This window comes from Pseudomonas sp. HY2-MNA-CIBAN-0224 (genome assembly GCF_040310285.1).
GTDB lineage: Bacteria > Pseudomonadota > Gammaproteobacteria > Pseudomonadales > Pseudomonadaceae > Aquipseudomonas > Aquipseudomonas helleri.
Genome location: NZ_JBEOPQ010000033.1, coordinates 1 through 22,201 on the forward strand (window position 1 = coordinate 1; position 22,201 = coordinate 22,201).

General features: G+C 57.6%; 24 protein-coding genes. 22 read left to right on the forward strand and 2 right to left on the reverse strand.

The features are described 5' to 3' along the window. A partial coding sequence (locus AAEZ03_RS15590; RefSeq protein WP_350579775.1) for an IS3 family transposase occupies positions 1-198 on the forward strand: 198 nt, incomplete at its 5' end. 177 nt (positions 199-375) lie between these two features. On the opposite strand, the gene suhB is transcribed toward AAEZ03_RS15590, so the two are convergent. Beyond that, complete coding sequence (gene suhB / locus AAEZ03_RS15595; RefSeq protein WP_047273836.1) at positions 376-1,191, reverse strand: type III secretion system regulator SuhB; 816 nt, start codon at positions 1,189-1,191, stop codon at positions 376-378. 143 nt (positions 1,192-1,334) lie between these two features. Here suhB and trmJ point away from each other — a divergent pair, with 143 nt between their 5' ends. The 21 genes from trmJ to AAEZ03_RS15700 all read left to right on the forward strand — a co-directional run bounded on the left by trmJ (position 1,335) and on the right by AAEZ03_RS15700 (position 20,245). Beyond that, positions 1,335-2,105, forward strand: a complete 771-nt coding sequence (gene trmJ, locus AAEZ03_RS15600; protein WP_350579778.1) for a tRNA (cytosine(32)/uridine(32)-2'-O)-methyltransferase TrmJ — start codon at positions 1,335-1,337, stop codon at positions 2,103-2,105. A 2-nt stretch (positions 2,106-2,107) separates the two neighbouring features. After that, positions 2,108-2,884, forward strand: a complete 777-nt coding sequence (cysE, locus tag AAEZ03_RS15605) for a serine O-acetyltransferase (protein ID WP_048385870.1) — start codon at positions 2,108-2,110, stop codon at positions 2,882-2,884. A gap of 258 nt (positions 2,885-3,142) precedes the next feature. Further along, entirely contained in the window at positions 3,143-3,634 is a 492-nt protein-coding gene (gene iscR / locus AAEZ03_RS15610) for a Fe-S cluster assembly transcriptional regulator IscR (protein ID WP_047273839.1), read from the forward strand. 49 nt (positions 3,635-3,683) lie between these two features. Continuing rightward, complete coding sequence (locus AAEZ03_RS15615; protein WP_048367095.1) at positions 3,684-4,898, forward strand: IscS subfamily cysteine desulfurase; 1,215 nt, start codon at positions 3,684-3,686, stop codon at positions 4,896-4,898. A gap of 94 nt (positions 4,899-4,992) precedes the next feature. Next, positions 4,993-5,379: a Fe-S cluster assembly scaffold IscU gene (gene iscU, locus AAEZ03_RS15620; RefSeq protein WP_003443374.1), complete on the forward strand. Its 387-nt coding sequence runs from the start codon at positions 4,993-4,995 to the stop codon at positions 5,377-5,379. Positions 5,380-5,445: 66 nt separating this feature from the next. After that, positions 5,446-5,769 (forward strand): iron-sulfur cluster assembly protein IscA, encoded by a 324-nt coding sequence (gene iscA, locus AAEZ03_RS15625; protein WP_048367093.1) that lies wholly within the window; start codon positions 5,446-5,448, stop codon positions 5,767-5,769. 8 nt (positions 5,770-5,777) lie between these two features. Next, positions 5,778-6,299, forward strand: a complete 522-nt coding sequence (gene hscB / locus AAEZ03_RS15630; RefSeq protein ID WP_123751400.1) for a co-chaperone HscB — start codon at positions 5,778-5,780, stop codon at positions 6,297-6,299. A 51-nt stretch (positions 6,300-6,350) separates the two neighbouring features. Then, on the forward strand, positions 6,351-8,213 hold the full coding sequence (gene hscA / locus AAEZ03_RS15635; protein WP_350579786.1) for a Fe-S protein assembly chaperone HscA: 1,863 nt from the start codon (positions 6,351-6,353) through the stop codon (positions 8,211-8,213). A gap of 2 nt (positions 8,214-8,215) precedes the next feature. Next, complete coding sequence (gene fdx / locus AAEZ03_RS15640; RefSeq protein ID WP_048367090.1) at positions 8,216-8,557, forward strand: ISC system 2Fe-2S type ferredoxin; 342 nt, start codon at positions 8,216-8,218, stop codon at positions 8,555-8,557. A 14-nt stretch (positions 8,558-8,571) separates the two neighbouring features. Then, positions 8,572-8,772 carry a Fe-S cluster assembly protein IscX gene (gene iscX, locus AAEZ03_RS15645; protein WP_048385877.1) on the forward strand — a complete coding sequence of 67 codons (201 nt, stop codon included), beginning with the start codon at positions 8,572-8,574 and terminating at the stop codon, positions 8,770-8,772. A 94-nt stretch (positions 8,773-8,866) separates the two neighbouring features. Next, positions 8,867-9,292 carry a nucleoside-diphosphate kinase gene (ndk, locus tag AAEZ03_RS15650; RefSeq protein ID WP_048367087.1) on the forward strand — a complete coding sequence of 142 codons (426 nt, stop codon included), beginning with the start codon at positions 8,867-8,869 and terminating at the stop codon, positions 9,290-9,292. A 28-nt stretch (positions 9,293-9,320) separates the two neighbouring features. Next, complete coding sequence (rlmN, locus tag AAEZ03_RS15655; protein WP_048367086.1) at positions 9,321-10,469, forward strand: dual-specificity RNA methyltransferase RlmN; 1,149 nt, start codon at positions 9,321-9,323, stop codon at positions 10,467-10,469. Positions 10,470-10,481: 12 nt separating this feature from the next. Continuing rightward, positions 10,482-11,240 carry a type IV pilus biogenesis/stability protein PilW gene (gene pilW, locus AAEZ03_RS15660; RefSeq protein WP_350579791.1) on the forward strand — a complete coding sequence of 253 codons (759 nt, stop codon included), beginning with the start codon at positions 10,482-10,484 and terminating at the stop codon, positions 11,238-11,240. Further along, complete coding sequence (locus AAEZ03_RS15665) at positions 11,240-12,223, forward strand: RodZ domain-containing protein (protein WP_350579794.1); 984 nt, start codon at positions 11,240-11,242, stop codon at positions 12,221-12,223. The genes pilW and AAEZ03_RS15665 overlap by 1 nt, the downstream gene beginning before the upstream one ends. Before the next feature lie 3 nt (positions 12,224-12,226). Further along, positions 12,227-13,336: a flavodoxin-dependent (E)-4-hydroxy-3-methylbut-2-enyl-diphosphate synthase gene (ispG, locus tag AAEZ03_RS15670; RefSeq protein ID WP_019408672.1), complete on the forward strand. Its 1,110-nt coding sequence runs from the start codon at positions 12,227-12,229 to the stop codon at positions 13,334-13,336. 22 nt (positions 13,337-13,358) lie between these two features. Then, a complete protein-coding gene (gene hisS / locus AAEZ03_RS15675) occupies positions 13,359-14,648 on the forward strand; it encodes a histidine--tRNA ligase (RefSeq protein WP_123751403.1) in 1,290 nt (429 codons plus the stop codon). 40 nt (positions 14,649-14,688) lie between these two features. Continuing rightward, positions 14,689-15,330, forward strand: coding sequence for a tetratricopeptide repeat protein (locus AAEZ03_RS15680; RefSeq protein WP_350579798.1), 642 nt, complete (start codon positions 14,689-14,691; stop codon positions 15,328-15,330). Beyond that, positions 15,323-16,474 carry an outer membrane protein assembly factor BamB gene (gene bamB / locus AAEZ03_RS15685; RefSeq protein ID WP_350579845.1) on the forward strand — a complete coding sequence of 384 codons (1,152 nt, stop codon included), beginning with the start codon at positions 15,323-15,325 and terminating at the stop codon, positions 16,472-16,474. The genes AAEZ03_RS15680 and bamB overlap by 8 nt, the downstream gene beginning before the upstream one ends. 138 nt (positions 16,475-16,612) lie before the next feature. Beyond that, positions 16,613-18,082, forward strand: coding sequence for a ribosome biogenesis GTPase Der (gene der, locus AAEZ03_RS15690; protein WP_153336030.1), 1,470 nt, complete (start codon positions 16,613-16,615; stop codon positions 18,080-18,082). 232 nt (positions 18,083-18,314) lie between these two features. Further along, positions 18,315-19,463: a pyridoxal phosphate-dependent aminotransferase gene (locus AAEZ03_RS15695; RefSeq protein WP_123751405.1), complete on the forward strand. Its 1,149-nt coding sequence runs from the start codon at positions 18,315-18,317 to the stop codon at positions 19,461-19,463. Beyond that, positions 19,451-20,245: an amidohydrolase gene (locus tag AAEZ03_RS15700; RefSeq protein ID WP_350579802.1), complete on the forward strand. Its 795-nt coding sequence runs from the start codon at positions 19,451-19,453 to the stop codon at positions 20,243-20,245. Before AAEZ03_RS15695 ends, AAEZ03_RS15700 begins: the two co-directional genes overlap by 13 nt. A 241-nt stretch (positions 20,246-20,486) precedes the next feature. On the opposite strand, the gene leuA is transcribed toward AAEZ03_RS15700, so the two are convergent. Beyond that, on the reverse strand, positions 20,487-22,166 hold the full coding sequence (gene leuA, locus AAEZ03_RS15705) for a 2-isopropylmalate synthase (RefSeq protein ID WP_350579805.1): 1,680 nt from the start codon (positions 22,164-22,166) through the stop codon (positions 20,487-20,489). Positions 22,167-22,201: the final 35 nt, after the last annotated feature.

Below are 22,201 nucleotides of genomic sequence, written 5' to 3' on the forward strand. Positions count from 1 at the left end.
GACAATGCCGCGATGGAAAGTTTCTTTGGTACGCTGAAATCCGAGTTTTTCTACTTGAAGCGATTTGAAAGCGTTGAAGCGCTGAAGACGGGGCTGGATGAATACATCCATTATTACAACCATGACCGCATCAAACTAACGCTCAACAGCCTAAGCCCTGTGGGATACAGGACTCAGGCTGCACAGGGCGCTAGTTAATCTGTCCAACTTTTGGGGGGCAGTTCAATCTGTAGGAGCGAGCTTGCCTCGCGATCTTTTAAAAGATCAAAAGATCGCGAGGCAATCGAGCGTCGACCGGCTGCTCCTACAGGCCTTTTGATCTAAAGACCAAAAAAAAGCACCTCGAAAGGTGCTTTTTTTGTGCGCGGCGTTCGCTTAGCGTTTCAGCGAGGCCGGCAGGTGTGGCTGAATTGCAGTCAGCACAGCTTTGAAGCACTTGGTGTTGCCGGCAACGATGTGGCCTTTTTCAAGGAAGTCGTGGCTACCGGTGAAATCGCTGACGAGGCCGCCAGCTTCCTGGATCAGCAGTGCGCCTGCTGCCATGTCCCACTCGGACAGGCCCGACTCCCAGAATGCGTCAAAACGACCGGCGGCCACGTAGGCCAGGTCCAGGCTGGCAGCGCCTGCGCGGCGGATGCCTGCAGTTTGGCCGACCAGGCTGCGGAACATGCCCAGGTAGTTATCCAGGTTGTCCATTTGGTTGTCGCGGAACGGGAAGCCGGTACCCAGCAGGGCGCCTTCAAGGCTGGTGCGACCGCTGACGCGCAGACGGCGACCGTTCAGTTGGGCGCCACGGCCACGGCTGGCAGTGAATTCTTCTTGGCGAACCGGGTCGAGAACAACGGCGTGCTCCAGGCGGCCACGGTATTTACAGGCGATGCTGACAGCGAAGTGAGGTACGCCGCGCAGGAAGTTGGTGGTGCCATCCAGTGGGTCGATGATCCAGAGGTAGTCTGCACCTTCGCCGCTGCCTGCGTGCAGGCCGGTTTCTTCACCGAGAATGCCGTGCGTCGGGTAGGCCTTACGCAAGGCGTCGATAATTTTCTGTTCAGCAGCACGATCGACTTCAGAGACGTAATCCTTGGCGTCTTTTTCGTCAACCTTGATGGTATCCAGGCGCTCGATGGAGCGGAAAATCAATTCACTGGCGCTGCGGGCGGCGCGCAGCGCGATATTCAGCATGGGCTGCATGGACGTTTCACCTAGGTCGTTAAAGAAAGCCGGACATTCTAACAGAAAATTTTGGCAGATGAAGGTTTGCGTTTGCTTACGTAGCTTAAGGTGATGGGCTTAGGTAAGATTTGCTCCCTTTTACCGGTCTGTGAGCGCTCCCATTGCTGTCTAATATTCGTGTCGTTCTGGTCAATACCAGCCATCCCGGCAACATCGGCGGTGCTGCGCGAGCCATGAAAAACATGGGGTTGTCGCGTTTGGTGCTGGTCGAGCCAAGGGTCTTTCCGCACCACGAGGCCGATGCTCGGGCGTCCGGCGCGGGCGATATTCTTGAAAATGCGCAAGTCGTCGCCTCATTGGAAGACGCGCTGGTAGGCTGCAATCTGGTGCTGGGTACCAGTGCCCGTGACCGCCGTATCCCTTGGCCGCTGCTGGACCCGCGCGAATGTGGGCAAAAAGTCGTCGAAGAGGCAGGGCGGGGCGCTGAAATCGCGTTGGTGTTCGGTCGTGAAGACTCCGGCCTGACCAACGAAGAGCTGCAGCGCTGTCATTATCACGTGCACATCCCGTCCGACCCTGAGTTCAGTTCCCTGAACCTGGGCGCAGCCGTGCAGGTGTTGAGCTACGAGATCCGCATGGCCTGGCTGGCCGCGCAAGGTCAGTCGAGCAAGATTGAAAAAGAAGAAGTCGCCTCCACTAAAAGCACTGAGCTGGCGACCATGGATGAGCTGGAGCGCTTTTACGAGCATCTGGAGCAGACATTGGTGGCTATCGAATTCCTCGATCCGGAAAAACCGCGTCATCTGATGGCGCGCCTGCGCAGGCTGTACGGTCGCAGCTCGGTCAGTCGTGCGGAAATGAACATTTTGCGTGGCATTCTCACCGAAACCCAAAAAGCGGCCCGTGGCGAGCTGCTAAAGCGCAAGGATTAATGATGTTCGAGCGTCTGCGTGAAGATATTCAAAGCGTTTTCCATCGTGACCCGGCGGCGCGCAATGCTTTCGAAGTGTTGACGTGCTACCCGGGCATGCATGCGATCTGGATCCATCGCCTCTCAGGCATGCTCTGGGGTGCCGGCTGGAAGTGGCTTGCGCGCCTGGTGTCGAACTTTGGCCGCTGGCTGACCGGGATTGAAATTCATCCGGGGGCCAAGGTCGGTCGTCGTTTTTTTATCGATCATGGCATGGGCATTGTGATCGGTGAGACCGCTGAAATCGGTGATGACGTAACCCTGTATCAGGGCGTGACGCTGGGTGGCACCAGTTGGAACAAAGGCAAGCGCCACCCGACACTGGAAAACGGTGTGGTGGTGGGCGCGGGCGCCAAGGTACTGGGCCCGTTTACTGTCGGTGCGGGGGCTAAAGTAGGCTCCAATGCGGTGGTGACCAAGGCGGTGCCTGCGGGCGCGACCGTGGTCGGCATTCCGGGCCGGATCATCGTCAAAAGTGATGATGAGGCCGAGGCGAAGCGCAAAGCCATGGCCGAGAAAATCGGCTTTGATGCTTATGGTGTGAGCGAAGACATGCCAGACCCGGTGGCGCGTGCCATTGCCCAGTTGCTGGACCACTTGCAGGCGGTTGACGGCAAGCTGGACGGCATGTGCGGGGCCTTGAAAGACTTGGGCAGCCCTTATTGCGCCAAAGAACTGCCAGAACTGCGCGAAGAAGACTTCGCCTGCGTCCAGGGCAAGGACGAAAGCAAAGCGGTGTAATTGGCCTGTAGTCGCTGCCGAAAGCTGCGATAAAGGCCGTAGGACTTTTCTTGGGTCTTAAAAGCGCGACCGCTTCGCGCTCGATCACAGCCTGCGGCAGCGACTACAAAGTTGCGCGTGTGCCATTACGCCGCAGACCCTGCTACAATGCCGCCGCTCTTTGCGGGTAATCCCGACTAAAGTACTAGGTCTAATAGTTGACTTAAACAGTCGGGAATAGCATACTCGCCTCCATTCCGAATTCCGTGGTACCTGTCCATGAGACTGACTACAAAAGGCCGCTACGCCGTAACTGCAATGCTCGATTTAGCGTTGCACGCACAGCACGGGCCGGTGTCCCTGGCTGATATTTCCGAGCGTCAGGGCATCTCTCTTTCCTACCTTGAGCAACTGTTCGCCAAATTGCGCCGCAGCAGCCTGGTCTCCAGCGTTCGTGGCCCTGGCGGCGGCTATCAGCTGTCGCGCGACATGCAAGGTATTCAGGTTGCCCAGGTGATTGATGCAGTGAACGAATCGGTCGACGCCACGCGCTGCCAGGGCCTTGGCGATTGCCATGCCGGCGACACGTGCCTGACCCACCACCTGTGGTGCGATTTGAGCCTGCAAATCCACGAATTTCTCAGTGGTATCAGCTTGGCTGATCTTGTTACTCGCCGTGAGGTACAAGAAGTAGCCCAGCGTCAGGATCAGCGCCGCTGTAATGGCAAAGCGCCGCACCTGGATAAGATCGAAGCGTCCGCCGTCGAGTGATTGCATAAAAACGACGGTGCGCCAGCCAGCCTGATTTAGGAGATAGTCCATGAAATTGCCGATTTACCTTGATTACTCAGCCACCACCCCGGTTGATCCGCGCGTTGCTCAAAAAATGAGCGACTGCCTGCTGGTTGACGGGAACTTCGGTAACCCGGCTTCGCGCTCTCACGTCTTTGGCTGGAAAGCTGAAGAAGCGGTAGAAAACGCTCGCCGTCAGGTTGCTGATCTGGTTAACGCAGACCCGCGTGAAATTGTCTGGACCTCCGGTGCGACCGAAGCGAACAACCTGGCAATCAAAGGTGCAGCACACTTCTATGCCTCCAAGGGCAAGCACCTGATCACCGACAAAATTGAACACAAAGCCGTTCTCGACACCATGCGTCAGCTGGAGCGTGAAGGCTTTGAAGTGACTTACATCGAGCCAGGTGAAGATGGTCTGGTCACCCCGGCCATGGTTGAAGCCGCACTGCGTGAAGACACCATTCTGGTGTCGATCATGCACGTCAACAACGAAATCGGCACCATCAACGACATCGCAGCCATTGGCGAGCTGACTCGCTCGCGCGGCGTGTTGTTCCATGTGGACGCTGCCCAGTCGACCGGCAAGGTTGAAATCGACCTGGCCAAGCTGAAGGTGGACCTGATGTCCTTCTCGGCTCACAAAACCTACGGCCCTAAAGGCATCGGCGCACTGTACGTAAGCCGCAAGCCTCGCGTGCGTATCGAAGCGGCCATGCACGGTGGCGGTCACGAGCGCGGCATGCGCTCGGGCACCTTGGCCACCCACCAGATCGTGGGCATGGGTGAAGCGTTCCAGATCGCCAAAGAAGAAATGGCCGCTGAAAACGTCCGTATCAAAGCCTTGAGCGACCGTTTCTTCAAGCAGGTTGAACACCTTGAAGAGCTGTACGTCAACGGCAGCATGACCGCCCGCGTTCCGCACAACCTGAACCTGAGCTTCAACTACGTTGAAGGCGAGTCGCTGATCATGGCGCTCAAGGATCTGGCGGTATCGTCCGGTTCGGCGTGCACCTCTGCTTCCCTTGAGCCGTCCTATGTATTGCGCGCCCTGGGCCGCAATGACGAACTGGCACACAGCTCGATCCGTTTCACCTTCGGTCGTTTCACCACTGAAGAAGAAATCGACTACGCCGCGCAGAAAGTTTGCGAGGCTGTTACCAAGCTGCGCGCCCTGTCGCCGCTGTGGGACATGTACAAAGACGGCATCGACATTTCGAAAATCGAATGGGCGGCGCACTAATAACTTAAGTCGCCGCAAGCAGACGCTGCAGAACGCAGCGAATAGCAGTTTTACAGCGTCTGAAGAGCGACTCTGATGAGTGAGGATTAGTACCATGGCTTACAGCGAAAAGGTCATTGACCACTACGAAAACCCGCGCAACGTCGGCAAGATGGACGCGGAAGACCCAGATGTCGGTACCGGCATGGTGGGTGCACCGGCCTGCGGCGACGTCATGCGTCTGCAGATCAAGGTGAACGAGCAGGGCATCATTGAAGATGCCAAGTTCAAGACCTATGGTTGCGGTTCGGCAATTGCTTCCAGCTCCCTGGCAACCGAGTGGATGAAGGGCAAGACTCTGGATGAAGCAGAGACCATCAAGAACACTCAGCTGGCTGAAGAACTGGCCTTGCCACCTGTAAAAATTCACTGCTCGGTACTCGCTGAAGACGCCATCAAGGCGGCTGTTCGCGACTACAAGCAGAAGAAAGGTTTGATCTGACCCGAATGGCCCGTGCCTGAAAGGGCAAGGGTCGGTGATGATACTGGCGAGAGGTAAGGAGTCACGATGGCTATCAGCATGACAGAGGCGGCGGCCAAGCATATTCGCCGCTCCCTTGATGGGCGCGGCAAAGGTGAGGGGATTCGTCTGGGTGTTCGCACCACGGGCTGTTCCGGTCTTGCCTATGTGCTGGAGTTTGTCGATGAAGTGGGCGCAGACGATCAAGTCTTCGAAACCCATGGCGAAAAAGTGATCATTGATCCTAAAAGCCTGACCTACCTTGACGGCACCGAGCTTGATTTCGTCAAGGAAGGCCTCAACGAAGGCTTCAAGTTCAATAACCCCAACGTGCGCGGCGAATGTGGCTGCGGCGAGAGCTTCAACATCTGAGGCCAGTCGTGGGTACTCCTTGTCATTTTGCTTTGTTTGAACTGCAGCCGAGCTTCAATCTGGACCTCGATCAGTTGGCCGCGCGTTACCGTGAGTTGGCGCGTGGTGTGCACCCGGACCGCTTTGCTGATGCTTCCGAGCGTGAGCAGCGTCTGGCGCTGGAGCAATCCGCCAGCCTCAATGAGGCGTATCAGACACTCAAAAGCCCCTCTAAACGTGCGCGTTACTTGCTCGCGATGAGTGGTGGCGACATGCCCCTTGAAGTCACGGTGCATGACCCCGAGTTTCTGATGCAGCAGATGCAATGGCGCGAAGAGCTTGAGGACCTTCAAGACGATGCCGATATAGCGGGTGTTGCCGCATTCAAGCGTCGTCTTAAAGCCGCTCAGAACCAATTGAACGAAAGCTTCGCTGCCTGTTGGGATGATGCTGCACAGCGTGAACAGGCTGAACGCCTGATGCGCCGCATGCAGTTCCTCGACAAGCTCACCTACGAAGTGCGCCAGTTAGAAGAGCGCCTCGACGATTAACCCAGTGCCGCCAAGGTTGCACGCCTGATATACAGATAAGTCCTGATCACAATGGCCCTACTGCAGATCGCCGAACCCGGCCAAAGTCCTCAACCGCACCAGCGTCGTCTGGCTGTGGGTATCGACTTGGGTACTACCAATTCGCTGGTCGCTGCATTGCGCAGTGGTCTTTCCGAGCCGCTGGCTGATGCCGAAGGTCGAATCATCCTGCCTTCTGCGGTGCGTTATCACGCAGACCGCGTCGAGGTAGGTGAATCCGCACGCCTGGCGGCCTCCAGTGACCCTTACAACACCGTGTTGTCAGTCAAGCGTTTGATGGGTCGTGGTCTGTCCGACGTCAAACAATTGGGCGAGCAGTTGCCTTACCGCTTTGTCGGCGGTGAGTCGCACATGCCGTTCATTGACACCGTGCAAGGCCCAAAAAGCCCGGTAGAAGTGTCGGCGGACATCTTGAAGGTGTTGCGCGAGCGCGCCGAAAAGACTCTGGGCGGTGAATTGGTCGGGGCGGTGATTACCGTTCCCGCCTATTTTGACGATGCTCAACGGCAGGCCACCAAAGATGCTGCGCGTCTGGCCGGGCTGAACGTGTTGCGCCTGCTCAACGAGCCGACGGCTGCGGCAGTGGCTTACGGTCTGGATCAGCAGGCAGAAGGCGTTGTTGCGATCTATGACCTGGGTGGCGGTACGTTCGATATCTCTATCCTGCGTTTGACCGGTGGTGTGTTTGAAGTCTTGGCCACGGGGGGCGACAGCGCTCTGGGCGGCGACGACTTTGACCACGCCATTGCGAGCTGGATCGTCGAGCAGGCCGGTTTGTCGGCGGACCTTGATCCGGGGGCTCAGCGCCAGTTGTTGCAAATGGCCTGTGCGGCTAAAGAGGCGCTGACCGATGCGTCCTCGGTGCCGGTCAGCTTTGGCGATTGGCAGGCAGTGCTGACTCGTGATGCCTTCAATGCGCTGATCGAGCCGATGGTTGCGCGCAGCCTCAAAGCCTGCCGCCGTGCCGTGCGTGATGCCAATATTGAGCTTGAAGATGTTCAGGCGGTGGTGATGGTCGGTGGTTCGACCCGCGTGCCGCGTGTTCGCGAGGCTGTGGCTGAGATGTTTGGTCGTGAGCCGCTGACGGACATCGATCCGGACCAAGTGGTTGCCATCGGTGCTGCGATTCAGGCAGATACCCTGGCGGGTAACAAGCGCGATGGTGGCGAGTTGCTGCTGCTTGACGTGATTCCCTTGTCGCTGGGTCTGGAGACCATGGGCGGCCTGATGGAAAAAGTCATTCCGCGTAACACCACGATCCCGGTGGCCCGTGCGCAAGACTTCACCACCTACAAAGATGGCCAGACGGCCATGATGGTGCATGTGCTGCAAGGCGAGCGCGAGCTGATCAGCGATTGTCGCTCACTGGCGCGCTTTGAACTGCGTGGTATTCCGCCGATGGTGGCGGGTGCTGCGAAAATCCGCGTGACCTTCCAGGTCGACGCCGATGGCTTGCTCAGTGTCTCGGCCCGTGAATTGGGCTCGGGTGTTGAGGCCAGCATTCAGGTCAAGCCGTCGTACGGGCTGACCGATGGCGAAATCGCCAAAATGCTCAAAGATTCGTTCCAATACGCCGGTGACGACAAGGTTGCCCGTGTCCTGCGCGAGCAGCAAGTCGATGCCCGGCGCCTGATCGAGGCCGTGCAAGCTGCCCTTGAGGTCGATGGCGAGCGTTTGCTGGATGCCGAAGAGCGCATGGTCATCGAGCTGCAAATGCAGGAATTATCCGAATTATTAGAAGGCACCGATGGCTATGCTATCGAGCAACAGACCAAGCGTCTGTCGCAAGTGACCGATGCTTTTGCTGCCCGCCGTATGGATTTGACCGTCAAAGCCGCTCTGGCGGGGCGCAACCTGAATGAGATTGAGGAATAACAATGCCGCAGGTCATTTTTCTGCCCCATGAGAAGTTCTGTCCGGATGGCCTGGTTGTAGAGGCTGAGCCCGGCACTTCGATCCTTGAGTTGGCGCATGAGCACCACATCGAGATGGAAAGCGCCTGTGGCGGCGTCTGTGCCTGCACCACGTGCCATTGCATCATTCGCGAAGGTTTCGACTCGCTCGAAGAAGCCGATGAGCTCGAAGAAGACTATCTGGACAAAGCCTGGGGTCTGGAAGCGCACTCGCGTCTGGCGTGCCAGGCGCTTGTCGGTGAAGAAGACCTGACCGTCGAAATCCCGAAATACTCACTCAACCATGCTGCCGAAGCGCCGCACTGATTCAAGGAATTGTCATGAGTCTGAAATGGGTTGATGTACAAGAAATTGCTATACAGCTGGCTGAGGCTCACCCGGATGTTGATCCGCTGACGGTGAACTTCGTCAAGCTGCGTAACCTGGTTATGGCGTTGCCTGACTTTGACGACATCCCGGATCGCGGCGGGGAGAAAGTCCTCGAAGCCATTCAGGGTTTGTGGATCGAAGAGGCTGACTAAGCCCGCAACGTTCGTAATTATGCAATACCCAAGAACCCGCGTATAATTCGCGGGTTTAATTTTTCGCTTAAATCACTGTTTCTGGAGTTACACCATGGCTGTTCAACGTACTTTCTCCATCATCAAGCCTGACGCCGTTGCTAAAAACGTTATCGGCAAGATCGTTACCCGTTTCGAAGACGCTGGCCTGAAGGTTGTAGCTTCCAAACTGAAGCAACTGTCCAAAGCAGAAGCTGAAGGCTTCTACGCTGAGCACAGCGAGCGCGGCTTCTTCGCCGACCTGGTTGCTTTCATGATCTCCGGTCCAGTTGTTGTTCAGGTTCTGGAAGGCGAAAACGCTATCGCTCTGAACCGTGAGCTGATGGGCGCTACCAACCCTAAAGAAGCCGCTGCTGGCACCATCCGTGCTGACTTCGCTGAATCCATCGACGCTAACGCTGTTCACGGTTCCGACTCGGAAGCAGCCGCTGCACGCGAAATCGCTTACTTTTTCGCAGCTACTGAAGTAACCACTCGCTAAGCATTGGCTTGTGAGTGAGGGTGAAGACATGATTGCAACGACTGGCAAAACTAACCTGTTGGGTCTGACTCAGCCGGAAATGGAGAAATTCTTCGACTCAATCGGGGAGAAGCGTTTCCGTGCCGGTCAGGTCATGAAGTGGATTCACCACTTTGGCGTCGATGATTTCGACGCCATGACTAACGTCAGCAAAGCCTTGCGCGACAAGCTCAAGGCTATTGCTGAGGTTCGTGGACCTGAAGTCGTCAGCGAGGACATCTCCAGCGATGGCACCCGTAAGTGGGTGGTACGCGTTGAGTCCGGCAGCTGCGTCGAGACCGTTTATATTCCCCAGGGCAAACGCGGCACTTTGTGCGTTTCGTCCCAGGCAGGCTGTGCCCTGGATTGCAGTTTCTGCTCCACCGGCAAGCAAGGCTTCAATAGCAACCTCACCGTAGCCGAAGTGATTGGCCAGGTGTGGATTGCCAACAAATCCTTTGGCAGCGTCCCGGCAACCATCGACCGTGCCATCACCAACGTGGTGATGATGGGCATGGGTGAGCCGCTGCTGAACTTCGACAACGTGATCGCCGCCATGCATCTGATGATGGATGACCTGGGCTATGGCATCTCCAAGCGCCGGGTGACCCTGTCCACCTCGGGCGTGGTGCCCATGATCGATGAGCTGTCCAAGCACATCGACGTGTCCCTGGCGTTGTCGCTGCACGCACCAAACGACGAACTGCGCAGTCAGTTGGTGCCGATCAACAAGAAATACCCGCTCAAAATGCTGCTTGAGTCCTGCCGCAACTACATGTCGAGCCTGGGCGAAAAGCGTGTTCTGACCGTTGAATACACCCTGCTCAAAGGCGTCAATGACCACGTCGATCACGCGGTGCAAATGATCGAACTGCTCAAGGACACCCCGTGCAAGATCAACCTGATCCCGTTTAACCCGTTCCCGCATTCGGGGTATGAGCGTCCAAGCAACAACGCCATTCGCCGTTTCCAGGAACTGCTCCAGCAAGCGGGTTACAACGTGACTGTGCGCACCACCCGTGGTGAAGACATCGACGCGGCCTGCGGGCAGTTGGTGGGTCAGGTCAATGATCGTACCCGCCGTAGCTCGCGCCTGATCGCCGCACGCGAACTCAATGCTGAGACTGATCTGGCGCAAAACGCTGCGGCTCAGCCCTGAGAGAGGAAACCTATGATCTTGCGCGCTGCGCTCCCTGTCCTCATGGCCGGCCTCTTGGCTGGCTGTGTCTCATCGGGTGATTCAAACCCGTTGAGTAGCGACAAGGGGCGTGAAGAAGCGCGTCAGGCCTATGTTCAGCTCGGGCTTGGTTATCTCCAGCAAGGGATGGCCGAACAAGCCAAAGTCCCCCTCAGCAAAGCCCTCGATCTTAACAAGACGGACCCGGACACCAACGCCGCACTGGCCTTGGTGTTTCAGTACGAAATGGAGCCTGCGCTTGCAGAGCGGGCGTTCCAGACAGCGCTAAGCGGGCGGCCGAATGACACGCGAATCATCAACAACTACGGCAGCTTCCTGTTTGAGCAACAGCGCTATCAGGACGCTTACAGCCAGTTTCTAAAAGCCTCGGCAGATAGCCTGTACCCTGAGCGTTCGCGTGTTTACGAGAACCTTGGGGTCACTTCGCTCATGCTGGGGCGGCGTGAGGTGGGGCGCCAGCAGCTTGAAAAAGCCTTGCGCCTGAACCGTCAGCAACCCCGTGCACTGCTCGAAATGGCTGAGATGTCTTACGAAGACAGGCATTATGTGCCAGCACGTGACTATTACGATCGTTTTAGCCTGCTTAGCGGGCAAAATGCACGTAGTCTATTGCTCGGTGCGCGACTGGCGAGTGTTTTCGATGAGCGCACCTCCACAGCCAACTATGGCCAGCAACTACAACGACTCTATCCCGGCACGCCGGAATATCAGCAATACCTGTCGGAGCAATGATGAAAGCGGCGCAACCCGAAGTTCTAGCAGCGACTCGTGTCAATCCCGGTGAGACCTTGCGTCTGGCCCGTGAAAACAATGGATGGACCCTGGCTGAAGTCGCCCTGAAACTCAATCTCACGGCCAGTTCCTTGAGCAACCTTGAGACGGGAGCGTTCGACAAACTGCCGGGCCATACCTTTGCCCGCGGTTACATCCGCGCCTATGCCAAATTGCTTGGTATGGATCAGGCCAGCCTGGTGCATGAGTTCGACGTGTACACCGGCACCGATGCCAATGGCAGCAATGTGCACAGCCTGGGGCGTATTGAAGAGCCCGTGCGCGTGTCACATACCATTTTGCGCATCATTAGTTTGTTACTGCTCATTGCCGTCCTGGGCGGTGGTTTTTTCTGGTGGCAGGACCAAACGTCCATGCGCGCCAAGGACCTGATTGGTCTGGCCCCCGAGCACGTAGAAGTTGAAGGCGCCGATGGCACCACCCAGATCCACCCGCTCGATGAGCCGGAAGACCAAGCGGTGCCCCAGGCCAATGTAGAAGGCGAAGCCGCGCCGCAACCGTCGACAGAGCAAGCTGCCAGCACTGACCTGCCATTGCCTGCTACCGGGGCTGCTTCAACGCCAGCAGCGCCAGCCACTTCAGTGGCCCCTGTGCAGCCAGCGGCTCCAGCCGCTGCCACGCCCGTTGCTCCGGCTGCCGTACCCGCTACCCCACAAGCCGCCAGCACCGCGCCCGTTGCGGGTGCCGGCAAGGTCAATATCAACTATGTCGCTGATTGCTGGTCTCAAGTCACTGATGGCAACGGCAAAGTGCTGTTCAGTGGTCTTAAACGCAAGGGTGACACGCTTGATGTGACCGGCAAGCCGCCTTTCAGCGTCCGCCTGGGCTATGCCCGCGGCGCGCAGGTGACCTACAACGGTCAGGTTGTGGATGTGGCTCCTTTCACCAGTGGCGAGACCGCTCGCCTGAAGTTAGGTCAATAAGTCATGCACGGCGAATCACCAATTAAACGTCGCGAATCGCGCAAAATCTGGGTTGGCTCGGTACCGGTAGGCGGCGATGCCCCTATTGCCGTACAGAGCATGACCAACAGCGACACCAATGATGTGGCTGCAACGGTGGCGCAAATTAACCGCCTGGAAGCTGCGGGCGTCGATATCGTCCGGGTTTCTGTGCCGGACATGGACGCCGCTGAAGCGTTTGGCCGTATCAAACAGTTGGTCAAAGTACCGTTGGTCGCCGACATCCACTTCGACTACCGCATCGCGCTGCGCGTGGCGGAGTTGGGCGTAGATTGCCTGCGGATCAACCCGGGCAATATCGGTCGTGAAGACCGCGTACGTGCTGTGGTCGATGCCGCCCGCGATCGTGGTATTCCGATCCGTATCGGCGTTAACGCCGGTTCGCTCGAAAAAGACCTGCAAAAAAAATATGGCGAGCCGACACCGGCCGCATTGGTTGAGTCGGCCCTGCGTCACGTAGAGCATCTTGAACGCCTGAATTTCAAGGACTTCAAAGTCAGCGTAAAGGCCTCCGACGTGTTTATGGCCGTTGAAGCCTACCGCCTGCTGGCCAAAGAAATCGTCCAGCCACTGCACTTGGGCATCACCGAAGCCGGTGGTTTACGCTCGGGCACAGTGAAATCTGCCGTGGGCCTAGGTATGCTGCTCGCCGAGGGGATTGGCGATACTATTCGCATCTCGTTGGCAGCAGACCCGGTCGAGGAAGTAAAAGTCGGCTACGACATCCTCAAGTCCCTGCATTTACGTTCACGTGGCATAAATTTCATCGCATGCCCAAGCTGTTCCCGGCAGAATTTCGACGTGGTGAAAACCATGAACGAACTGGAAGTACGCCTTGAAGACTTGCTGGTGCCGCTGGATGTGGCGGTGATCGGTTGTGTGGTCAACGGTCCCGGCGAAGCCAAAGAAGCTCACGTAGGGTTGACCGGCGGTACGCCCAACCTGATTTACATCGACGGCAAGCCGTCGCAAAAATTGACGAATGAAAACCTGGTGGACCAGCTTGAAAAGCTGATCCGGCAGAAGGCGGCCGACAAGGTCGAAGCTGACGCAGCCGTTATCGCGCGCGGCTAACCAAACGGATTAAGGATTTTTTGTGAGCAAGTCTCTGCAAGCCATTCGTGGCATGAATGACATCCTGCCCGAGCAGACGCCGCTGTGGCGCTACTTCGAAGGCACGGTTGCGCGTTTGCTGGATAACTACGGTTACAAGCAAATCCGTATGCCGATCGTCGAGTTCACCGAGCTGTTCAAGCGCTCGATTGGTGAAGTCACCGACATCGTCGAAAAAGAGATGTACACCTTCGAAGACCGCAACGGCGATTCGCTGACCTTGCGCCCCGAAGGCACGGCTGCCTGCGTACGTGCTGTGCTTGAGCACGGCATCACCGGCGGCGGTCAGGTGCAAAAACTCTGGTACATCGGCCCGATGTTCCGTCACGAGCGTCCACAAAAAGGCCGTTATCGCCAGTTCCATCAGATTGGGGTTGAAGTGTTCAACCTTGATGGTCCGGACATCGATGCCGAGTTGATCCTGCTGACCTGGCGCCTGTGGGGCGAACTGGGGATCCGTGATGCGGTCAAGCTTGAGCTCAATAGCCTGGGCACCAGCGAAGCCCGTGGGCGCTACCGTGCCGCTCTGGTTGATTACCTGTCCTCGCGCCTGAGCGAGCTTGACGAAGACAGCCAGCGCCGCCTGAAAACCAACCCGCTTCGTGTGCTCGACACCAAAAATGCCGACACTCAAGCCGTGTTGGTCGACGCGCCGAAACTGGTCGATTACCTCGACGAAGAATCCCGTGTGCACTTTGAGGGCCTGAAGGCTCGCCTGGATGCTGCCGGTATTCCGTACGTGATCAATCCCAAGCTGGTGCGTGGCCTCGATTACTACAGCAAAACCGTGTTTGAGTGGGTTACCGACAAGCTCGGTGCCCAAGGCACGGTATGTGCCGGTGGTCGCTATGACGGTCTGGTTGAACAAATGGGTGGCAAGCCAACACCGGGTGTTGGCTTCGCGATGGGTATCGAGCGTCTGATTCTGCTGCTCGAAACCCTGGAGCAAATCCCTGAAGAAATTGCGCGGCAGGTGGATGTTTACCTGTGCGCTTTCGGTGAGGCCGCTGAACTGGCTGCCTTGGCCTTGAGCGAACGCGTTCGTGACCAGTTGCCAAACCTGCGCCTGCAAATCAATGCCGGTGCTGGCAGCTTCAAGAGCCAGTTCAAAAAGGCTGACAAGAGCGGTGCGCTGTTTGCACTGATTCTGGGTGAAGACGAATTGGCCCGGCAGGTGGTAGGTGTCAAACCCCTGCGTGGCCAGGGCGAACAACAAACTATTGCCTGGGATGCTCTTTCCGAGCACTTGGCCACCTGCATCGTGCAGGGTTGAAGCGGGTTAACAGCCGATTTATCGAATAAGGAGTGTTGGGGTGTCGAGTAACGATGATGATCAGCTGGGCGAGTTGAAAGACTGGTGGCAGCGCAACGGCAAACCCCTGGTCACTGGCGGCTTGCTGGCGCTGGTGGTGGTGTTCGGCTGGCAGGCTTGGCACAAATATCAGACGAACCAGTCGCAGGGTGCGTCGATTCTCTACCAACAATTGCTTGAAACCGCACTGACGCCTACCGGGCAGCCAGATGCGGGCCGCGTGGCCGAGTTGGCCAACAAGTTGAGCAGTGAGTACGGCGGTTCTGCCTACGCGCAGTTTGGCGGTCTGTTTGTGGCCAAAGTGGCCGTAGACACCGGCAAGCTGGATGACGCGGCCACCGAGCTCAAGGCCATTGTCGACAAACCGGCAAACCCGACCCTGGCTGAAGTGGCGCGTCAGCGTCTGGCTCAGGTGTTGGCAGCACAAGGCAAGGCAGACGAGGCCTTGAAATTGCTGGACGGCGACTCGGACAAAGCATTCCTGGCCAGCCGTGAAGAACTCAAAGGCGACCTGCTGGTACAGCAAGGCCGTACCGATGACGCACGCGCTGCCTACGAAAAAGCCAAGGCTGCACTGTCTGATGAGGCAGCAGTAGGTGGCTTACAAATCAAGCTCGATGACCTGGCCAAAGGGGATGCGTGAAGTGATGCGTTGGAAACATGCGGCATTGCTGGCTCTGGTCGTTTTGGCCGCGGGTTGCAGCAGCAACAGCAAAAAAGAACTTCCGCCAGCTGAGCTGACGGACTTCAAAGAAGAAGTCGTTCTGCAAAAGCAGTGGGACCGTTCGATCGGTGACGGCCAGGGTAAAACCTACAACATGCTGACGCCAGCGGTTGAAGGGAATACCATCTACGCCGCTGACGTGAACGGTATCGTGATGTCCCTCGACCGCATGAACGGCGACGTTCAGTGGAAGAAAGACCTCGAACTGCCTGTTTTCGGCGCAGTGGGTGTTGGCTATGGCTTGCTCATGCTCGGCACCCTGCAGGGTGAAGTGATTGCCCTCGACGCCAGCACCGGCGAAGAAAAGTGGCGCGCTCGCGTTAACAGCGAAGTGCTTGCACCACCTGCCAACAACGGTGACGTTGTGGTGGTTCAGACCCAGGACGACCACCTGATTGGCCTGGATGCGTCCACCGGCAATCAGCGCTGGATCTACGACAGCACGCCGGGTGTTCTGACCCTGCGTGGTACGGGCGCACCGTTGGTGACCAATCATCTGGCAATTGCAGGTCTTTCGACCGGTAAAGTCGTTGCTCTGGATACCCAAAACGGCGTGCCGGTATGGGAAAGCCGTGTGGCTGTACCACAAGGCCGTTCGGAACTGGAGCGCATCGTCGATATTGACGGTGGTCTGCTGTTGTCCGGTGGCACCTTGTACGTCGCCAGCTATCAGGGCCGCATGGCGGCACTGGAACTGGAAAGCGGCCGTGTGCTGTGGCAGCGTGATGCTTCCAGCTACGCGGGTGTCGCCCAAGGTTTTGGCAACGTCTACATCAGCATGGCTTCCGGCACCGTAGAAGGCGTTGACGAACGTTCGACCACCGTCCTGTGGAGCAACGATGCACTGGCCCGCCGTCAATTGTCGGCACCAGAAGTCTTCTCCAGCTATGTCGCCGTCGGTGACTTCGAAGGCTATCTGCACCTGTTGAGCCAGGTTGATGGCCGCTTTGTTGGCCGTACCCGCATTGACAGCGACGGTCTTCGGGCGCGCCCGCTGGTGGTCGGTGACATGATTTACGTGTTTGGTAACAGCGGCAAACTGGAAGCCCTGACCATTCGCTAAGGCGTCTATGCTTGAGGCTCTAGAGTCTCAAGCAGCCTTGCTCTTGCAAGGTTTGCGGCACATTTGTGCTGTTCCGAACTCTGGCCGCTGCCTTGCAGCGGCTTTTGTATTTTCTGAAATAACGAAGTGGAGAGCCGCATGGTTCCCGTAATCGCCCTGGTGGGCCGACCCAATGTCGGCAAGTCCACCTTGTTCAACCGCCTGACCAGGACTCGCGACGCCATCGTCGGCGACTTGTCCGGTCTGACCCGTGATCGCCAATACGGTGAGGCCAAGTGGCAAGGGCGTTCCTACATTTTGGTCGACACCGGCGGTATCTCCGGTGACGAGCACGGTATGGACGAAAAAATGGCCGAGCAGTCGCTGCTGGCCATCGAAGAAGCTGATGTCGTTCTGTTCCTGGTAGATGCCAAAGCGGGTTTCACTGCCGCTGACCAGATGATCGGCGAGCACCTTCGCAAACGTAACAAGCGCTCTTATGTCGTGGCCAACAAGGTCGACAACATCGACCCGGACATGGCGCGTGCCGAGTTCGCACCTTTGGGTATGGGCGACGCGATCCCGATCGCTGGCGCACATGGCCGTGGTATTACGCAATTGCTGGAAATTGCCCTGGGTGATTTCCCGCGTGATTCTGAAGAGCCAGAAGAAGGCGAAGAAGAAGTCGTTCTCGAAGGTGAGGAAGCCAAGCGCATTCCTGGCCCAAGCGAAAAAGACGGTATCAAGATCGCCATCATCGGTCGTCCTAACGTCGGTAAATCGACGCTGGTCAACCGCATGCTCGGTGAAGACCGCGTCATTGTGTATGACCAGCCCGGCACTACACGCGACAGTATCTACATCCCGTTCGAGCGTAATGACGAGAAGTACACGCTGATCGACACCGCCGGTGTGCGCAAACGCGGCAAGATTCACGAAGAAGTTGAAAAGTTCTCCGTGGTCAAAACCCTGCAAGCGATCAAAGACGCCAACGTGGTGATCTTTGTGATGGACGCCCGTGAAGGCGTGGTTGACCACGACCTGAACCTGCTGGGCTTCGCCCTGGAAGCCGGTCGTGCACTGGTGATCGCCGTCAACAAGTGGGACGGCATGACCCCAAGCGAGCGCGAGTTCGTGAAGGTCGAACTGACCCGTCGTCTGTTCTTCGTTGACTTTGCTGACATCCATTTCATCTCGGCCTTGCACGGCACTGGCGTGGGTAACTTGTACCAATCGGTGCAGAACTCCTTCAAGTCGGCTGTTACGCGCTGGCCGACCAACCGTCTGACCCAGATCCTTGAAGACGCGGTCAGCGAACACGCGCCACCGATGGTCAACAGCCGCCGGATCAAGCTGCGTTACGCCCACTTGGGTGGTGCCAACCCGCCGATTATCGTGATCCACGGTAACCAGGTTGAGAAGGTTCCGAAGTCTTACGTGCGTTACCTTGAAAACACCTACCGTCGTGTCTTGAAGCTGGTCGGTACACCGATCCGCATCGAGTTCAAAGGTGGCGAGAACCCGTACGAAGCCAACAAGAACTCCTTGACCGACCGCCAGGTCAACAAGAAGCGCCGCATGATGTCGCACCACAAAAAGGCCGACAAAAAGCGTAGAGACAAGCGCTAACGCGCTGAAGAGGGTTCCTTTGGGGGAATGCTGCTTGTAGGAGCTAGCTTGTCTCGCGATCTTTTGAACGTTTGAAAGATCGCGAGACGAGCTCGCTCCTACAGTTCAGATTGCAGGTGTCTGCACTGACGGGCATCCCACCTTTAGGAGCCCTTTTTCGTGTCTGGCGTTTGGGCTATTCTCGCTAGGTCCTGTGCCGTAGTCAGAGCCGGGAACTCATCAGGGAACGGCCATGATTATCAGCAAGTTGCCGAATGTCGGCACCACCATCTTCACGCGCATGTCGCAACTCGCGGCTGAAACCGGCGCGCTCAACTTGTCTCAGGGTTTCCCTGACTTTGATGGCCCGCAAGCGTTGCGCGATGCCGTCGGCCAGCACATTGCCAGTGGCCACAACCAATATTCGCCCATGACCGGATTGCCCGCCTTGCGTACACAAGTGGCGGCCAAAATTGCCCGTAGTTATGGCGTGCACGTGGATGCCGATACCGAGGTGACCATCACCCCGGGCGCTACCCAAGCGATCTTCTGTGCCATCCAGGCGGTGATTCACGCCGGCGACGAAGTCATCGTGTTCGACCCGTGCTACGACAGCTATGAACCTTCGGTCGAGTTGGCCGGCGGTCGTTGCGTGCATGTGCAGTTGGGGCTCGACGACTTCTCCATCGACTGGCAAAAACTCACCGACGCGCTAACGCCGCGCACCCGCATGATCATCCTGAATACCCCGCACAACCCAAGCGGCGCGTTGATCAGCCGTGCAGAGCTGGACCAGTTGGCGGCCTTGATCGCCGATCGCGACATCTATCTGATCAGCGATGAGGTGTACGAGCATCTGGTGTACGACGGCGTGCCTCACGTCAGTGTTTTGTCACACCCCGAGCTGTACCATCGTGCTTTCGTTGTCAGCTCGTTCGGCAAAACCTACCACGTGACGGGCTGGAAAACCGGTTATGTGGTGGCGCCGCCCGCGTTGACCGCCGAGTTGCGCAAGGTGCACCAATACGTGAGTTTTTGCGGTGTGACGCCGTTGCAGTACGCATTGGCCGACTACATGGCGGCCAGCCCCGAGCACGTTGAAGAACTGCCCGGGTTTTACCAGGCCAAGCGTGATCTGTTCTGTGATCTGTTAAAGCCATCGCGTTTTACCTTCACACCGGTAGCAGGTACGTACTTCCAGTTGGTCGACTACGCTCACATTCGTCCGGACCTCAATGACGTCGACATGGCCGTATGGCTGACCCGTGAACACGGTGTGGCGACCATTCCGGTGTCGGTGTTCTACCAGACCCCGCCCGAAGGGCAGCGGCTGGTCCGTCTGTGTTTTGCCAAACGCGAGGAGACGCTGCGCGAAGCAGCAGAGAAACTATGCGTGATCTAAGTGGTTTACCCGATTTAACCCTGGCGCTGGTGCAAACCACTTTGGTGTGGCACGACCGTCAGGCCAATTTCGAGCACTTCGAGGAGTTGCTTGAACAGGCGCGTGGCGCAGACCTGGTGGTGTTGACAGAAATGTTCACCACCGGTTTCAGCATGGAATCCGAGTCCCTTGCCGAGCCAGAAGACGGGCCGGCCACAAAGTGGTTGCGAGCCCAGGCGGCAAAACTCAATGCGGTGGTGACCGGCAGTGTCATCGTCCAGGCGGCAGACGGCAGCCACCGCAACCGCCTGCTGTGGGCGCGGCCGGATGGTGAAGTGCTGCACTACGACAAACGCCATTTGTTCCGGATGGCTGGCGAGCACGAACACTTTACGCCGGGCGAGCGGCAGGTTCAGTTTGAGGTCAAAGGCTGGCGTGTCCGCCCGTTGATTTGCTACGACTTGCGCTTCCCGGTGTGGAGCAGCGATCCCCACGACACTGACCTGCTGCTCTACACGGCCAACTGGCCGGGTGCGCGCCGTTTGCACTGGAACCGCTTGCTACCGGCCCGAGCGATTGAAAACCTCTGCTACGTCGGCGCGGTAAACCGCGTTGGTACCGATGGCAAAGGGTTGGTCTACAGTGGCGACAGCCAGATACTCGACTTCCAGGGCGAAACCTTGCTCAGTGCGGGCGAGGCCGACGGCGTGTTCCAGGTCAGCCTGCGCGCGAGCGAATTGGGTGCCTACCGTGAACGCTTCCCGGCATACATGGATGCTGACAACTTCAATCTGAAGTACTGATACACACTCGCGATCTTTTAAAAGATCAAAAGATCGCGAGGCAAGCTCGCTCCTACAGGGGAATTGCGTACGCCCGTAGCAGTTGACGAGCTTTGCGAGGCTACGTCCGGCTGTAGTCGCTGATGAGGCACGAAGGCTGCGAAAGATCAAAAGATCGCGAGCAAGCTCGCTCCTACAAAAGCCTCAACAAAAAAGGCCCTGAGGTTCGCACCTCAGGGCCTTTTTGCGTTTCAGCAGACGTTTAGGCAGCTTTAGCGTCGGCTTCGCTCAATGAGCGGTTCAGGGCGCTGAACAGGGCCTTGAAGCTGGCGGTGGTGATGTTTTCATCAATGCCCACGCCGTGCACAGCACGCTCACCATTCACCCGCAGTTCGATGTAAGCAGCGGCCTTGGCGTTGGTGCCAGCACCGATGGCATGCTCGTTGTAATCCATGATTTCAGCTTTGACCGGCAGGCCGGCAACCAAGGCTTCCAGGGCGCCATTGCCTTTGCCGTTCCAGCGCAGGTTGGTCTCGCCAGCGCCTTTGGCCGACACTTCAACTTCAACCGCGCTGTGGCCGTTTTCTTCCTGCAGGCGATGGCTGACCAGCGCGTACGGGGTGTTGGCCTGCAGATACTCGCTGTGCAACAAGCTGTGGATCTGCTGCGCGGTCATTTCAAGGCCAAGACGGTCGGTCTCGCGCTGAACCACCTGGCTGAATTCGATCTGCATGCGGCGTGGCAAGCTGATGCCGTATTCCTGCTCCAGCAGGTAAGCGATCCCGCCTTTACCGGACTGGCTGTTCACCCGAATCACGGCCTCATAGCTACGGCCAATGTCTGCCGGGTCAATCGGCAAGTACGGCACTTCCCACAGTGCGTCGGGCTTCTGTTGTGCGAAACCTTTGCGGATGGCGTCCTGGTGCGAGCCCGAAAACGCGGTGTGGACCAGGTCACCCACATACGGGTGGCGAGGGTGAACCGGGATCTGGTTGCATTCTTCAACGACTTTACGCACGCCGTCGATGTCAGAGAAGTCCAGCTGCGGGTCGAGGCCTTGGGTGTACATGTTCAGGGCCACGGTCACCAGGTCCACGTTGCCGGTACGCTCGCCGTTACCGAACAGGCAGCCTTCAACGCGGTCTGCGCCGGCCATCAAGCCCAACTCGGTGGCGGCAACACCGGTGCCACGGTCGTTGTGGGTGTGCAGGCTGATGATCACGCTGTCACGGCGGTTGATGTGGCGACCGAACCATTCAATCTGGTCGGCATAGATGTTCGGGGTGGCGCACTCAACGGTGGCAGGCAAGTTGAGGATCACTTTGTGCTCAGGCGTCGGGTTCCAGACCTCGATCACCGCGTCACACACCTCCTTGGCGAACTCCAGTTCTGTGGCGCTGAAGGTCTCTGGGGAGTATTCGAAAGTCCACTGGGTTTCTGGCTGTTGAGCGGCGTATTTGACGAACAGCTTGGCCGCGCTGACAGCGATTTCCTTGATGCCGTCCTTGTCCTGGTTGAAGACGATGCGGCGGAACGATGGCGAAGTCGCGTTGTACAAGTGCACGATGGCTTTTTTCGCGCCGCGCAGCGATTCGAATGTCCGTGCGATCAGGTCTTCACGGCCTTGGGTCAACACCTGAATGGTGGTGTCGTCCGGGATGTGGCCGTCTTCGATCAACGTACGCACGAAGTCAAAGTCGGTCTGCGAAGCCGCCGGGAACGACGCCTCAATTTCTTTTACGCCAACGCTGACCAGGGTCTTCCAAAAACGCAGTTTTTTCACCGAATCCATCGGCTCGATCAGCGACTGGTTGCCGTCGCGCAAGTCCGAGCTGCACCAGATAGGCGCTTGGGTGATGGTTTTCGATGGCCAGGTGCGGTCAGGCAAATCAATGACCGGGAAGGCGCGGTATTTGGACGATGGGTCTTTGAGCATGGTCATCAGGCAATCCTTTAATGTGCGGGCCGTATAGAAAA